8 protein-coding genes are annotated in these 14,624 nt (G+C 64.2%); 6 read left to right on the top strand and 2 right to left on the bottom strand.

Features of this window, described 5'->3' with window-relative positions:
• The first annotated feature begins 353 nt into the window (after positions 1-353).
• The 3 genes from ABNU97_RS14680 (at position 354) to ABNU97_RS14670 (ending at position 2,626) form a co-directional block, all read left to right on the top strand.
• Positions 354-908 (top strand): TetR/AcrR family transcriptional regulator, encoded by a 555-nt coding sequence (locus ABNU97_RS14680; RefSeq protein ID WP_348767436.1) that lies wholly within the window; start codon positions 354-356, stop codon positions 906-908.
• Between the two features lie 490 nt (positions 909-1,398).
• Positions 1,399-1,848, top strand: a complete 450-nt coding sequence (locus ABNU97_RS14675; protein WP_348767435.1) for a hypothetical protein — start codon at positions 1,399-1,401, stop codon at positions 1,846-1,848.
• Positions 1,849-1,924: 76 nt separating this feature from the next.
• Positions 1,925-2,626: a hypothetical protein gene (locus ABNU97_RS14670; protein ID WP_348767434.1), complete on the top strand. Its 702-nt coding sequence runs from the start codon at positions 1,925-1,927 to the stop codon at positions 2,624-2,626.
• A 179-nt stretch (positions 2,627-2,805) separates the two neighbouring features.
• Here the strand turns inward: ABNU97_RS14670 and ABNU97_RS14665 are convergent, their stop codons facing one another.
• Together ABNU97_RS14665 and ABNU97_RS14660 are read right to left on the bottom strand one after the other, a co-directional pair.
• On the bottom strand, positions 2,806-3,780 hold the full coding sequence (locus ABNU97_RS14665; protein ID WP_348767433.1) for a hypothetical protein: 975 nt from the start codon (positions 3,778-3,780) through the stop codon (positions 2,806-2,808).
• Between the two features lie 66 nt (positions 3,781-3,846).
• Positions 3,847-5,244 (bottom strand): hypothetical protein, encoded by a 1,398-nt coding sequence (locus ABNU97_RS14660; protein ID WP_348767432.1) that lies wholly within the window; start codon positions 5,242-5,244, stop codon positions 3,847-3,849.
• A 690-nt stretch (positions 5,245-5,934) separates the two neighbouring features.
• Between ABNU97_RS14660 and recC the strand changes: the two genes are divergently transcribed.
• From recC to recB, 3 genes are all read left to right on the top strand, one after another.
• Positions 5,935-9,315 (top strand): exodeoxyribonuclease V subunit gamma, encoded by a 3,381-nt coding sequence (gene recC / locus ABNU97_RS14655; RefSeq protein WP_348767431.1) that lies wholly within the window; start codon positions 5,935-5,937, stop codon positions 9,313-9,315.
• A 138-nt stretch (positions 9,316-9,453) separates the two neighbouring features.
• Positions 9,454-10,527 carry an endonuclease/exonuclease/phosphatase family protein gene (locus ABNU97_RS14650; RefSeq protein ID WP_348767430.1) on the top strand — a complete coding sequence of 358 codons (1,074 nt, stop codon included), beginning with the start codon at positions 9,454-9,456 and terminating at the stop codon, positions 10,525-10,527.
• 130 nt (positions 10,528-10,657) lie between these two features.
• The gene (gene recB, locus ABNU97_RS14645; protein ID WP_348767429.1) at positions 10,658-14,287 is read left to right on the top strand and encodes an exodeoxyribonuclease V subunit beta; all 3,630 of its coding nucleotides are present in this window, start codon (positions 10,658-10,660) and stop codon (positions 14,285-14,287) included.
• Positions 14,288-14,624 lie beyond the last annotated feature (337 nt).

Below are 14,624 nucleotides of genomic sequence, written 5' to 3'. Positions count from 1 at the left end.
AGTCGAACCTGCGACCTGCCGCTTAGGAGGCGGCTGCTCTATCCTACTGAGCTACCGGGGCGCGCGATTGTCGTGCGGCGCTAGACTACCGCAAGACGCCGCATATCTCGACCGCGCTATGCGGAACTGCTGCCCGGCTTCGCTTTATACATCCTGGACCAAGCGCCTGTTAGCCCGTAATCGCAATTACTATTGCGCTCGACGGCTGTTCAGAGCCTTGACGGCGTTGACTAAAGTTTTACGGCGCAGCTAGCATGAACGGCTTATGACCCACCAACCTTATCGTCGTGGCTGCTAAGCAAAAGCCATCGTTCAAGCCAACGACCGCGCGTGGCGAAGCAACGCGACAAAAGTTGCTGACCGCCGCCGAGGACGCCTTCGGCAACACCGGCTTTTTTCGCGCCTCGATAAGCGATATTACCCGCAGTGCCGGCGTTGCCCAGGGGACCTTCTATATCTACTTCAAGAACAAGGAAGATGTGCTGGCCGAACTGGTACGGCATATGGGGCGGGAATTGCGGCGCCTGCTCACGCACGCGATACCGACCGGCATGTCGCGGCTGGATGCCGAGAGGGAAGGCATGGCGGCCTTCATTCGCCTGGTCGCCGAACGCCCCAACCTGTATCGGGTAGTTCAGGAGTCTCTGTTCGTGGATGAACAGATCTATAAGGACTACTACATGGACTTCGCCCGCGGCTATATCAGCGCGCTCGAGAAATCGGTCGAGAAATACGAGATCCGCGATGGCGATCTGGATGTGTGGGTATGGATACTCATGGGCACCGCGCATTTCCTCGGGCTGCGCTACGGCCTATGGGAGAACGACGGCCTCAACGAAGCCGAGCTCGATTCCGTCATGGATTTCATTCGTAACGGCATTGCAGTGGCCCCCAGCCGCGCGACCTAGTACCGCGACCCGCTAAGCGACGTAGCGTCTATAGGCGCTACGCATAGCCAACACGAACGGTCGAACCGTTGTAGCCATACCGTACTGCTTCGCGGCCCGTTCCGGATACCGCGCATAAGAACGATGACGATCTGGCGTCGTCGCCGCGGGATTACACCAAGCCCCGACTTACCGCGGTGTTTGCGGCGTTTGAGCATCGGCACAAAAACGCTGGCGACTGTCGCCAGAGACGGCGCGGCACGGCGGTTTACCTGCCCGAAAAAGCGCAAAAGCCGCCTTAGTCTCACTATGTTCATGTACCACGCATCTTTCCAGAAAATATTTTCCACTATTAATTAGGGGGTTAATCGCGCTTCGGAAAAATGTTGCACCGCATTCCTTGAATATACAGCTATCGAACCCTACGATTAGCCCATCGCTGAATAGCAATACGACTTTGGTTTAACCCCGCGCTCATCAGCGCGACAATGTCTTTAACGAGGAACGCACCATGAACACCGCTATCGCTAAAACCACCCTTTCCGCGGCCCTGATCGCAGGTCTGGTCGGATTCTCTTCGCTCGGCTTTGCCCAGTCGGAAGCAATCGAAGACATGAACGCGCGCAATGCGCAGCCGCAGGAAACCGCCAGCGTCGAAACGCATCCGATGGCTGACCAACTCGCCGCGGATCTGGATGCGTTCAACCGTCAGCACACTCAGGACCGGGTTGTCGGCCAGCAGTTGCCGCAGGACTACGAGCCGGCACAGGTATCGCAGACCGCGATGCAGCTGAGCGATGCGATCGAAAACTACAACGCCCAGGCGAGCCAGGGGTTGGTGCCGGAAACCAGCATGCCGGCCGATGCCACGCCGCATAGCTACCCGCAGACCGAGGCGCTGGCCGCCGATCTGACCCGCTACAACGAAACCGGCGGCAACCTGAACGCGCTGAGCTTCTAACCCGGGCCTATGCCCGCAAGGCGGGCATCTGCCAGCAAGAAAGCCGGAAGCAAGTCTATTGCTTCCGGCTTTTTTTGTGGCCGATATGGGTATAATCGAGTACGCGCTTATTTCGAATTTAACGGCACAGTACAGAAAACCGCCGTACACGAGCGTGAAGCATAATAAAGGCGGCCCTAGAACCCGCCGACCATCCAGGAGAAAGCAAATGCACAGACCGGGAAAAACACGTTACGCACTGCTCTGCGGGTTCGCTCTCGCCGGCGCGGCGGGCAGCTTTGGCGTTGCCCATGCGCAACAGGACATGAACAACGAAACGTCGCGTGCACAGGAATTGTCGCAGGACATCAAAAAATTCAATCAGAACCGCGGTTCGTTGAAAGAAAACAGTGCGGCCCGGGCGGGCACGCCGACCGCCCATATCGACGCTGACGGGAATCCGACCCAGCCTATGCCGGCGGATCACGAACGAGCCGACGAACTGGCAAATGAAGTTCGGGGCTTCAATCGTAGCGGCGGCTCGCTGAACAGCGACAACGCAGCCCAGGATCACAGCCAGCACCCGGCGGGCACCCCGACCGAGCACCCGCGCGCCGACGAACTCGCGAACGAAGTACGAGACTTCAATCGCAGCGGCGGCTCGCTGAATCGCAACAGCGCGGCCGATAGCCAGGTCAACGACGAACTGCCTGCTTCGCAGCACGAACACGGCGGCGCAAGCGCCACGGCACAAGAGCTCGACCAAGAAGTGACCGAACACAACAACAACGAGAACTAGTCCACCTCCCGAAACGGGATCGGAGGATTCAAGGCGCCGGAAAGCGAAAGCCTTCCGGCGCTTTTTTATGCAAGGCGCCTGCGCATTGACGAAATCCAGTCGTACTTCGACCGGCCCGTGGCCGGCCCGAAACAAAAACGCCGGCGCGAGGCCGGCGTTTTGCTCAAGGCAGGAAACACTCAATCAACGTAGGTGAGTCGATCCTTGGGCTTGGGCATCTCGCCCGATACCTGTTCGGCAAGCGCAATGTTTTCGCCGACGAATTCCTTGACGCGCACGCGGCCCACCTCCGGCCCCGGCTCCCAGGCAATGACCTGACCACTGGGCGAACGCACCAGCGAACCCTCGCTATGAATCGCGAGTTCGTCGCCAATTTTCAGGCCGGCGGCGCTGCCGGCGTTGATGTACATATCCTCGCCCTTGAGCGCGAAGGTATGCGTGAACCAGGGGGCTACGCCGATACGATCGGCTGCGGTATCCAGAATACGGTCGCTCCAGATATCAACATCCGAGTTGGTGCCGTCTGAAACCTGTACACGCGTGGATAGGGGCTCGTAGCGGATATCGAAATCCGGATCCATCATGCGTGACTCGAGCGTGACCGTGTCGCCGCTGCCACGCTGATCGACGACCAGCAGGCCGCGAATGCCCGGAAAAATCGCCAGCAGCCGCGGGCAATCGAGCGGGCTTTCCGAGCCGCAGGCATCGGAGCCGCCCACGGCTTCATCGAGTTCGTTCGGCTTGATCAGAGTCAGACCATGCCGCGCAGCATTACGCTCGAGCGCAGAGATCAATCGATAGGATGTCATCGACTCGCGCGCATCCTTGGCGATGTACAGGCCGAGTTTGGGCTTGAGGCCGGTCGAGTCCACAGACGTTGCCGCCGACGTCGTTGCCACGGCCGTTGCCGGCGCCTGCCCCGAGCGTACCGCCTCGGCACGCCCCTCTTCCCGGGCGCTGTCCAGCCATTTATCCCAGAACGGTTTGCCCCAATCGGTCTGCTCGTAGCCGAAAGCGGCCTCCGAATCCGCCAGCGGCGCATCGCCGTTGCCGCCCGCCGGATTGGCCGGCCCGGAGGCACAACCCGCCACTGCCGTCACGGCGGTCGCCGCCAGCACCATCGATTGAAAGCGTTTGAAACGATTCGACAACACAGCAACTCCAGATAAAAAGAAGGGGCCTTCGCCACCCGGCGAAGACCCCTGACAGCTTACGGCGCCTTAGAACTGTACGCCAAGGTTCACGCTGCCGGCGATCACACGATCATCGGCGAAACTGCCCTGATTGGGGGTGGCCCCGACGAGGCTGTTGCCGCGCAGAATACCGACGTCGTTCTCCTTGAGCATGCCCAACGTCGCCCAGGTGCGTACCGCTTCGTTGAGCTGATAGCTGGCCTGCAGATCGTAGACCGTGCTGGTATCGCTGGTTTCGCCCGCGACCGCGGCCGAATCCGGCACCTCGATATCGAGGAAGCCCACCGCGCCGCGCAAGGCGAACTTCTCGGTGACGTTCATGCCGATACTGGCGATGTAGAGCGACTCATCGAAGCCTTCACGACCAAGATAACGGCCCATCTGGTACAGGCTGGTCGGGTTAGCCGTCGATTCCGGGCTGGAGTTGATGAGGCTGGAGTAGGTATCGAAGCCCGTCGAGATCAGGCCGCCGTCGCGCGTGGCCACATACTGCGCCTTGAGCTCGAACATGCCTACGTCGGCGCCGACACGGAAGTAGCCGGAATATGCGTCGTCGTTGAAGTAGTCACCACCTTCCGGGGTCTGGTTCGCATTGACGTTGCCGCCTTCCAGCCAGTTACCACCGAAGGAGATATCGAGCGGCCCGAGACTGCCCTGCATGTACGGAGAATAGATGTTGGTGTTGGACAGAACGTACGCGTTACGAGGCGCGCCGGTCGGCCCGATCAGGTCGCCGTTGTAGTTGTTCAACCAATGTACATAAAGGAAGCCGAGCGACCAGCCGGATTCACCCAGCGGCGCCACGAAGCCCGGGAAAATCTGGTTGCCGTTGTCTTCATTGTTGAACGACGTGTTGTCCTGGCGGCGGTCATAGCCGATGAAGGCGTTGACGTTACCCAGCTTGGTCAGGAACAGCGCACGGTCGCGACGGTCGTCGCAAACCAGCAAACAGTTGTTCCAGTTGGCTTCCTGACGGCCCACACGCAGCAGGCCGAACTTGAACGGAATCTGCACGAAGCCCAGGTCGAGGCGCACGTTATCGCCGTTATTGTCGGCGTTGAAGGCATTGCCAGAGGTCGTGTCGTAGTTGCGCGCGTCGCCGCTCCAGCGGTCGCCGGCCAATTCGACTCGGGTATGCACCGATACGCCGGTTTCCTCGTGCTTGAAGTCCGCCTTCACACGCAGGTACTGAGCAAAGCCATTATCGCTGTCGGTGTCCGTATCGGTTGCATCGACACCGAACGACTCGGATTCAACATAGAAGCCCGTGGCACGGTAATCCACACCGACATCGGTCTTGATTGTCGCGTTGGCGGTACCCGCCACGCCCAGCGCGGCCAGTGCGGAAAGTCCGATCACGCGGGTGAGATGTCCCCGACGGCCCGGCTGTTTCGCCTCGATTGCTTTATTGATATCGCGGATCATTTGTTATTTCTCCCCTTTTCATTACTACGGGAACGCATGGCTGGTGTTCTCGAGTACTCGCACACTGGCATGGGTATCGATCGACCGGTCCGCGCCCCTGGCCCGCCCTGTCTTCATCGGTTGCACCCTGTGGTCGCACAAGCCCGGGCCGTCTCGGTGACCGGCAGGCTCATGGCCAACTTGCTCGATATTGAATACTCCCCCTGGGTGACTTGTGAGTCATAAGTCACGAGTGTCTGTTTATAGTATTTTTTTTTACCGTGCAAGCCGTTCATGAACGACTATTTCATTTTTATGGACGCAACTTGAAAGGCATCTTTTCCCATTGGCCTAACGATCCCCTAAACGTATGTTTATTAACGATTAATACACCGAATGCGAAGCAAAGCAGCAGCGCACTCGACTTTCATCGAATGCTATATACACGCGCCGATGTGCATTGCAGCATGCGCAAAAGCCTGCACGTCAGCCAGGCCATACAAACCCATAGAAAGTGGGGGCGAAGCAGGTGATGCCGAGTCGTTTTTCATTACCGTGCCGTCGCAGGGCCCAAACCGGGCGTGCTACACGAGGGTCCCCGCGCTGCGCTATTTCAACCCGCGGGCAACGCGGTTAGCCAACCGCCGTGTTGGGTGCGCGCGCAGGAGCGCCTAGACTCTGCGCTTTGTGCGCGCCAGGGCCTGCGGCGGAATGTTCTATCTCTATCACCACAACGACCTGTCACGGCTGGCCGAACTGTTCGGCGCGCTACGACGGCATCGCCCGGCCCCGCCGCTGTCACGCGACACAGTGCTTGCACCCAACGCCGGTATCGGCCGCTGGCTGCGCATACAGCTGGCCCACAGCGAAGGCATCGCAGCGAATATCGATGGCCGCCTGCCCGGCGAGTTCATCTGGGCCCTGCTGCATGCGGTGATCGACGACGCCGACGCGGGCGATCATTTCGAAGCCGATCGCCTGCCCTGGCATCTCTATGTGGCGCTGCCGAGCATGGCCGCCGACATTCCGGCGGTGGCCGATTATCTGGGCGATCCGGTGGACGAGGTACGCCGCTATCAGCTGGCCCGACAGCTGGCCGATGTATTCGACCAATACCTGGTCTATCGCGCCGACATGCTCGCCCGTTGGGAAGCGGGCGACACGCCGGCCGCCAATCCCGGCCGCTGGCAGGCCCAGGTCTGGCGCTGGCTGACCCGCGACGATCGGCTCGGCGGCCGGCACCGGGCACGCGTTCTGACCGATTTCATCCAGCGGCTGGGCTCCGACCGCGCTCTTCAGCAGCGCGTGATCTACCACTGCCCGAACCCGCTCTACTGCTTCGGGCTGGTGGCACTCGCGCCGGATCATCTGCGCTTGCTGTACGCGCTGGCCGAACATATCGACGTGTATTTCCTGCTGCCCAACCCCAGCGAAGCGTATTGGGGCGATATCACCGCCGGGCGCCTGCCGCTGGAGCTGCCCGGCATGCAGGCCGAAGACGACGACGCCCTGCTGCCCGGCGAGGCACTCGTTGAAGCCGGCCACCCGCTGCTGTCGGCCCTGGGCCGGATGGCACGGGATACCGTGCGCGTGCTCTATTCCGACGAGTTCGCGGGCATGATCGAGCCGGAACTGGGCGATCTGATGGCCTATGACGTGCCCGACGACGACAGCCTCCTGCATCGCGTTCAGGCCGATATCGTGCGTCTTGACTGTAGCCACGCCATGCAAGGCATCGCCGACGACGACACCTCCTTCGAGGTCCATGCCTGCCACAGCCCGCTGCGCGAAATCCAGGTGCTGCAGGACCAGCTGCTCGATCGCCTCGCGGCCGACGACAAGCGCGTGGCCGCGGGCGAAATCGAACCCGGGGACCGGCTGGCGCCGCGCGACATCATCGTCATGCTGCCGGACGTTGCCGCCTACGCGCCGGCCATCCAGGCCGTGTTTGGCGGCGCCCCCGCCGATCGCTATCTGCCGTTCGGGCTGGCCGATCGTGCCCGTTCGGCCGCGCATCCTATCGTGACCTGTGTGTCTGCCCTGCTCGATCTGCCGCTGTCGCGCTGGCAGGCCAGCACCCTGCTCGACCTGCTTGCCGTGCCGGCGGTCATGCGTCGCTTCGGCCTGTCTGCCGGTGAGCTGGATGCGATCACCGACTGGGTGGGCGCAGCCGGCATTCGCTGGGGCCGCGATGCACGCCACCGCGACGCACTTGGCGCAGGCGCATTCGAACAGAACAGCTGGCGCTTCGGCCTCGACCGGCTGCTACTGGGCGTCGCCCAATCCGACGACGAGACGCTTACCGCCGGCGTTGCCCCATGGGCCGACCTGGAAGGCGGCATGACGGCTGCCCTGGGCAAACTCTGGCGCTTCGAACGCACCCTGGCGGATACGGCCGATGCATTGGCACAGTCCGCCACCCCCGCCCAATGGCAGACCCGGCTCAACGCGATGCTGGATGCGCTGATCCTGCCGGCCGCCGACGCGCCCGACGAACAACGCGCCGTGGACAGCCTGCGCGGCGTGTTCGCGCGTTTCGAAACCGCGGAAAGCTGCACCCGCGCGCGCGCGCTCGCCGACGACCGCCGTATTTCCTGGCCCGCGGTACGCGACATGCTGCGCGCCACGCTCGAATCCGCGGCCGAACGCCAGCCCTTTCTGGCCGGCGGTATCACCTTCTGCGGCATGGTGCCGCTACGCGCCGTGCCGTTTCGTATGGTCTGCGTGCTGGGCATGAACGACGACGCGTTCCCGCGTCAGGACACTGCCCGTGCCTTCAACGTGATGTTCGACGCCCCGCGCCTGGGCGACCGTAATATTCGCGACGACGACCGACTGCTGTTCCTGCAGGCGCTCACTGCCGCAGGCGACAGCTTCTATATCAGCTATCTCGGCCAGGACATGCACAGCGGCGAAAGCCTGCCGCCCTCGCCAATCGTGGGCGAGACGCTGGAGTTCGTGCATCGCACCTATTTTCGCGACTACAGCGCCAAGGCCTTTAGAGCGCGGCTCGTGCATGAACAGCCCATGCAGCCGTTCTCGCCACGCTATTTCAACGCCGACGAGCCGGATACGCGCGTCTTTACCTTCGCCGGCGACTGGCGCGACGCGACCCGTGCCGCGATCAGCCCGCGGGCGACGCGTACGCCGCTGCTCGACGGCAGCGAAGCCCCGCCAGCCGAGGCGCTGGAAACGATCGATCTGGAAAGCCTGAAACGCTTTTTCGACCATCCGCCACGCGCATTCTTTCGCGAACGGGTGAAGCTCGATCTCGATATCGACGATCACCGCCTCGACGACGCCGAGCCGATCGGGCTCGATCCGCTTGCCGCGGCCGCGCTGCGCCAGCGCCTTTTCGACAGCGCCGATGCCGGCACGCTGGATGCCATCGATCTCGAACCCACCGCCCTCGAACGCGCCCGCGGCACGCTGCCACCACCGCCGCTGGCCAACGTCGATTACGCCGACCAGGCCCAGGCCGTCAATACGCTGCTGCCTATCTGGCAAGCCTGGAAGACCGAGGGTGCGCCCACCACCGTGGATATCGATCTGGGCATCGATGGCGTACGTGTGACCGGGCGGGTGCCGCAGCTCTGGCCGCAAGCGCTGCGACGCCTGCGAACCGGCAAACTCAAGACGCGTTTTCGTCTGCGTTACTGGATCGACTATCTCGCCGTGGTCGCCGCAGGCCACGACGTCGCGCTGGAGATGGCCGGCTTCGCGGCGAAGAAAAAGACCTTGGAGGTCGCCCACTATGCCGGCCATATCGATGCGCAGGCCGCCACCGCCGCGCTCGCCGAGCTGATCGCGGTATACCGGGCCGGGCAACGCCGACCGCTGCCTTATCACCCCGACCTGGACGACGAATACGACCCCGATCAGAACAAGGCATTCGACAACGTCAGCTATCGCTTCAAGCCGGACGCCTACTTTCCGCACCACCTCATGCGCGACCCGTATTTCCTGCGCCTGCTGGGCGACGACGATGCACCGCTGGGCGAAAGCGCCGAACAGAGTCCGTTCATCCAGGCCATCGAGACCATCAGCGGGCCCATGAACGCGGCCCTGACCACGGTCGAGCCGAGCACCTGACCGATTGCCAACGCACAATCGCCGGCGGCCACGAGCCAAGCCACGCGCCCGGCGCCATTGGGTAATGCTGCGCATTCCCCTGGGCCGCACGACGCGTTACCGTGCCGCGCCATCGCAACCAAGAGAGCGGCCGCGGGCGTGAAATACTGTCGAATGCTGGCGTTTCTGTTGATCGCCACTGCCGGGCTTTCCCTGGCGCTGGCCAACCTGCTGTCGCTGATTCCCAGCGATATCTGGTGGATTCGCATCACCGACTTTCCGCGCCTGCAAAGTGCGGCGGCCCTGGCCGTACTGATCGCAGGCGCGGCCTGTTTTTTGCGCTGCTACCGGCGCGCAAGCATGGCGCTCATCGCCGTCATGCTGGCAACGCTGATCTACCACGCGGCGGTGCTGTTGCCCTATACGCCGCTGCACGGTGCGCTGACCGACAATGCCTGCACGCCCGACCGGCGGCTGACGGTGATGGTTGCCAACGTGCGCCTGCGCAACGACCCGGACGGGCGCCTGATCGAACAGGTTCGCCGCTACCAGCCCGACGTATTCGTGGTGCTCGAAGTCAACGACTCGTGGCTGGACGCCCTCGCCCCGCTCGAACAGAGCATGCCGCACACCATCCACCGGACCACCGGCTCGTATTTCGGCATCGCGCTGTATTCGCGCCTGCCCCTGCATTCGAGCGAGATCCGCTATCTGGCCGGACAGGACACCCCGCAGATCGTCACCGAAGTTGAACTGCGCACAGGCGAACGCGTCGATTTTCTGGGCATTCATCCGCGCCCGCCGCATCCGTCGCAGTCCGCGCTCGGGCGCGACGCGGTGCTGCTCAAGGCCGGGCTGTTGCTGCACGACAGCGACCGCCCCGGCGTGGTCGCCGGCGACCTCAACGCCACCCCCTGGGAACGAGCCGTCACCCACATGCGCGAAATCGGGCGGCTGGTCGATCCGCGCCAGGGCTACGGCTTTTTGCCGACCTACGACGCCCAATCCTGGTGGATGCGCTGGCCGCTCGATCATGTGTTCCACGAGGCCGGCTTCGACGCCGTCGAGCTGATTCGTGGCAACGATTTCGGCTCGGACCACTTTCCCTACGTCGCCCGCCTGTGCCGGGTCGATCAGGCTGAAAGCGAAACCCGCGACCGGCCGAACGACACCACGATTCGCGCCGCGCGGGATACCATCGAACGCGCGCGTGTACAGAGCAGCGACGGGTAAGCACTCGCCAGCCCGTAGCCGAGACGCTAGCCTACAACGCGATACGCTCGGCGCCTGTCGCACGGCAATGCTTTGGGTTGCCGTGCGCCCCGTGTCGCCCCCGTCGTTGACCGGCCATGAATACAACCGCATGAGTACCCGCCAGCCTTTCGATGCCGCCACCCTGCCGCTACACGGCCTGCGCCTGATCGAGGCCAGCGCCGGCACCGGGAAGACCTTCAGCCTGGCCGGGCTCTATCTGCGCCTGATCGTGGAGGAACGCGCTAGCGTGCGCGAGATCCTGGTGATGACCTTCACCCGTGCGGCAACCCAGGAGCTGCGCGAACGCATCCGCGCCCGCCTGGCCGATGCCGCCCGTATTGCCCACGCGCCGGAACATGCCGTTGCCGGCAACGCCGAACACGACTTCACCCGTCGCATTCTCGACCACAGCGACGAAGCGCCCGCCGCGCTTGCCCGCCGGCTGGCGGACGCCGCCGCGCGCGTGGACGAGGCCACCATCGTCACCATCCACGGCTTTGCCCAGCGCGCGGCCAGCGAAAACGCCTTCGAATCCGCCCTGGCCTTCGATCGCGGCGAGCCCATCGACGACCCGTCGATCTACCGCGAAGCGGCCGCCGACTACTGGCGCGAACACGTCTTCGGCAGCGATGCCAACGCAGGCGACACGCTCGCCCTGTGGCCCTCGCCGGACGCACTCTACGCTGCGCTGGCCCCGCTGCTCGCCCGCCCGCATGTGCGCCTGGCCGGTATCGACCACGACCGCGTGGCCACACTCGGCGCCGACCTCGCCCGCCTGTGGCCCGGCAGCGCCGAGACGCTATCGAAAACGCTGATCGAGGCGCTTGAAGCCGACGCCCTGCTTAAAAGCGGCGCGCTCTATAAAAGCCTGACGACGATCGACGATATCGACGCCGAACTCGCGGCGCTGGACCAGCGGATTCAGGACGCTATTGCCGCGGGCTCGGTGCCGGCGCTGCCGGAATGGCTGCGAGCACTGGCTACGCCCGCGCCGCAGTTCAAGAAGGCCGCCAAACATCAGGCGTTTGCCGAACCGCTGGCCGAACTCGCCGTGTTGCCCGTTCTGGCCGAGCTGCAGCCGCTGGCCCGGCTGGTGGCTATCGAAGCGGCCGCCCGTGCCGTGCGGGACCGCGCGGCGCAACGCAAGATCGAACGCCGCCAGTACAGCTTTGACGACCTCATCGCGGCCCTGCACGCGGCGCTGCACACGCCCGGCACCGGCGCCACGCTCGCCGACGCCCTGCATGCACGCTGGCCCTATGCGCTGGTGGACGAATTCCAGGATACCGACCCACTCCAGTACGCCAGCCTGTCGCGTATCTATCTGCACACACCGCGCGAGCGCGGCGCGCTGCTGCTCATCGGCGACCCCAAGCAGGCCATCTACGGCTTTCGCGGCGGCGATATCTATGCCTACCTCGCCGCGGCCCGGGCCGCCGACGAGGCCCGCTATACGCTCACCACCAACTTCCGCTCTACCCAGCAGGTGCTCGATGCCATCGAAGCCCTGTATTGCGTGCCGGACGGTGCGCCGTTTCTGGTCGAGGACATCGATTTTCCGCACGTCGACGCCGGGCGCGCCGCGAACGACAAACGCATCGTCGACGGCAACGGCCAGGAACTCTCGGCGCTCACCGTCTGGCAGCTGAACGGCGGCAAGGGCACCAAGAGCGAAGACCGGCCACTGCTCATCGACCACACCGTGGCCGCCGTCGCCGGCCTGCTCGACGGCAGCACGCGCTGGCAATACGCCACCGGAATAGAACAAGCCATCGCGCCGCGCGATATCGCCGTGCTCGTCAACAACCATGGCGAGGCCACGTCCATCCAGGCCGCGCTCGCCGCCAAGGGCATCATGGCCGTCTGCCAACACCGCGATTCGGTATTCGCCAGCGAAGAAGCCGACGACCTGCGTCTGGTGCTGCGGGCCATGGCCGCGCCGGACGATGCCATGGCCGTACGCGCCGCCCAGCCCACTGCGCTCATCGGCAAGCGCCTGGCCGATCTCATCGCGCTGGCCGACGACGACCACGCGATGCAACAGGCCATCGAGCGCTTTCATGTGCTGCACGAAGCCTGGGCCAGTCGCGGCGTACTCACCGCGCTGGAGCGGCTGTTCGTGGACTGTGCGCCGGCCCTGCTGGCGCTCACCGACGGCGAACGGCGCATGAGCAATTACCTGCAGCTGGGCGAACTGCTCGCCAACGCCGAGGCCGAATGCTTCGGCATGGCCAGCGTCGTGCGCTGGCTGGACGAACGCATCGCAGCCGCTGTCGAAGGCACGGCGAGCGCGGTGGACGACGACAGCCAGCTACGGCTGGAATCCGACGCCGATCTGGTACGCATTACCACCGTGCACGCGGCCAAGGGGCTGCAGTACCCGATCGTGTTCATGCCGTTCGCGCTATGGCTGGGCACGGCCGGCGCGCCGGATAAGCCGCCGCTGATCTTTCACGACGACAACGGCCATGCGCTGATCGACCTCGTGGGCGACGACGACGCCCACCGCGAACAGGCCGTGCTGGAAGCCCGTTCGGAAGCGTTGCGCCTGCTCTACGTAGCCCTGACCCGTGCCGAACAGGCCCTGGTGGCGGGCTGGCGTGACGCGCCCACAACCCGCGGCAGCGCCCTGGCCAGCCTGCTCGCCCGCGGTGAACAAAGCGCCGACGCCGCCCTGGAACAGCTCGCCGCCGACCTGCCCATAACGCTTGAAACGGTGGACGCGGAAAGCGCCGCCCCGGACGTCGAACGCCGGGCCCCGGCGGCCGCCGATACGCTCGCTGACGCGCGCAGCGACCTGCCCACGCCGCGCCCGCGCTGGTCTACCTACAGCTTCTCTCGGCTGGCCCATGCCCCGGCAGACAACCGCCCCGCCGAACTGCCCGAAGCCGGCGCCGATGACGAACTGGCCAGCGCCGCGGTCGAGACGCTCGAAGCAGACCCCGAAGGCACCCTGCCCAAACTGGACGAACGGCTGTCCGGCGTGCGCTTCGGCTCGGCGGTGCACGACGTGCTCGAAGAATGGGTAGGCAATACGCAGCGCGGCACCTGGCCCGCGCCCGGCGCGCCTCTCGACGAGGACCAGCGCGACTTTCTGCTCAAGACGCTGCGCCAATACGGCCTCATCGGCGAGGAAGAACGCGACCCGCGTATCGACGACACCGCCGCCCTCATCGCGCGTACCGTGCATACCCCGCTGCCGGAGCTCGGCCCGTTGGCCGAGCTGAACCCGCGCCAGACGCTCGCGGAAATGGAGTTCATGCTGCGCCTGCGCGGCAACCGCCTCGGCGCGCTGGTCGAGCTGCTGCGCGAGGCCGGCTACCTGCCCGCCGCGCTCGGCGGCGCCCCGCAGCAAACGCTCTACGGGCTGATGCAGGGCTTCATCGATCTGGTGGTCGAAAACGACGGCGCCTATTACGTGCTCGACTACAAGACCAACCGCCTCGGCGACACGCCGGCCGCCTACAACGCGGCCGGCCTCGAACGCGCCATCGGCCGGGCCCACTACGACCTGCAATACCTGATCTACACCGTCGCCCTGCACCGCCATCTACGCCAGGCGCTGGGCGACGCCTACGACGCGGCCCGGCACCTGGGCGGGGTGCAGTATCTGTTCGTACGAGCAATGGACGGCAAAACCAGCTCTGGCGTGTTTATCGATAAACCGCCGGTCGAACTGGTGGAAGCGCTGGACGCCTTGTTCGATGCCGAACCGGCGGATCAAGGTATGACGGCATGAGCACGCAACCGCACGTAATTGGCGTAGGTCGGCTTAGGCCGCAGGCCGTAAGCCGACATTCCGCCGTCGCGCCCCGCGCTCACCCCCGAGAAAACCGCAGCTCACGAGCTACGGCGGACGGTGAGTCACGGCGTGAAACAGACGCCTGTCTGTACTCACGAATGGGTCAGGCCTCTGGTTTCGCGCTGATGCGCGACCGACTTTCGTTTGCTTGTCCAAACGAAAGTAGGCAAAGGAAAAGACACCCGGGTTACGCGTCGGCGCTGCGCGCCGAACCACTGCGATGCGCGGGCCGAAGGGTGTGGCCAGAACTCGGATCGCTTTGGCGATCCTCAAA

Origin of the sequence: uncultured Salinisphaera sp., from assembly GCF_964012375.1 — a bacterium.
In the GTDB taxonomy this organism is placed as follows: domain Bacteria; phylum Pseudomonadota; class Gammaproteobacteria; order Nevskiales; family Salinisphaeraceae; genus Salinisphaera.
The sequence above is the reverse complement of the archived record's forward strand: the minus strand, read 5'-3'. Positions and strand labels throughout refer to the sequence as shown.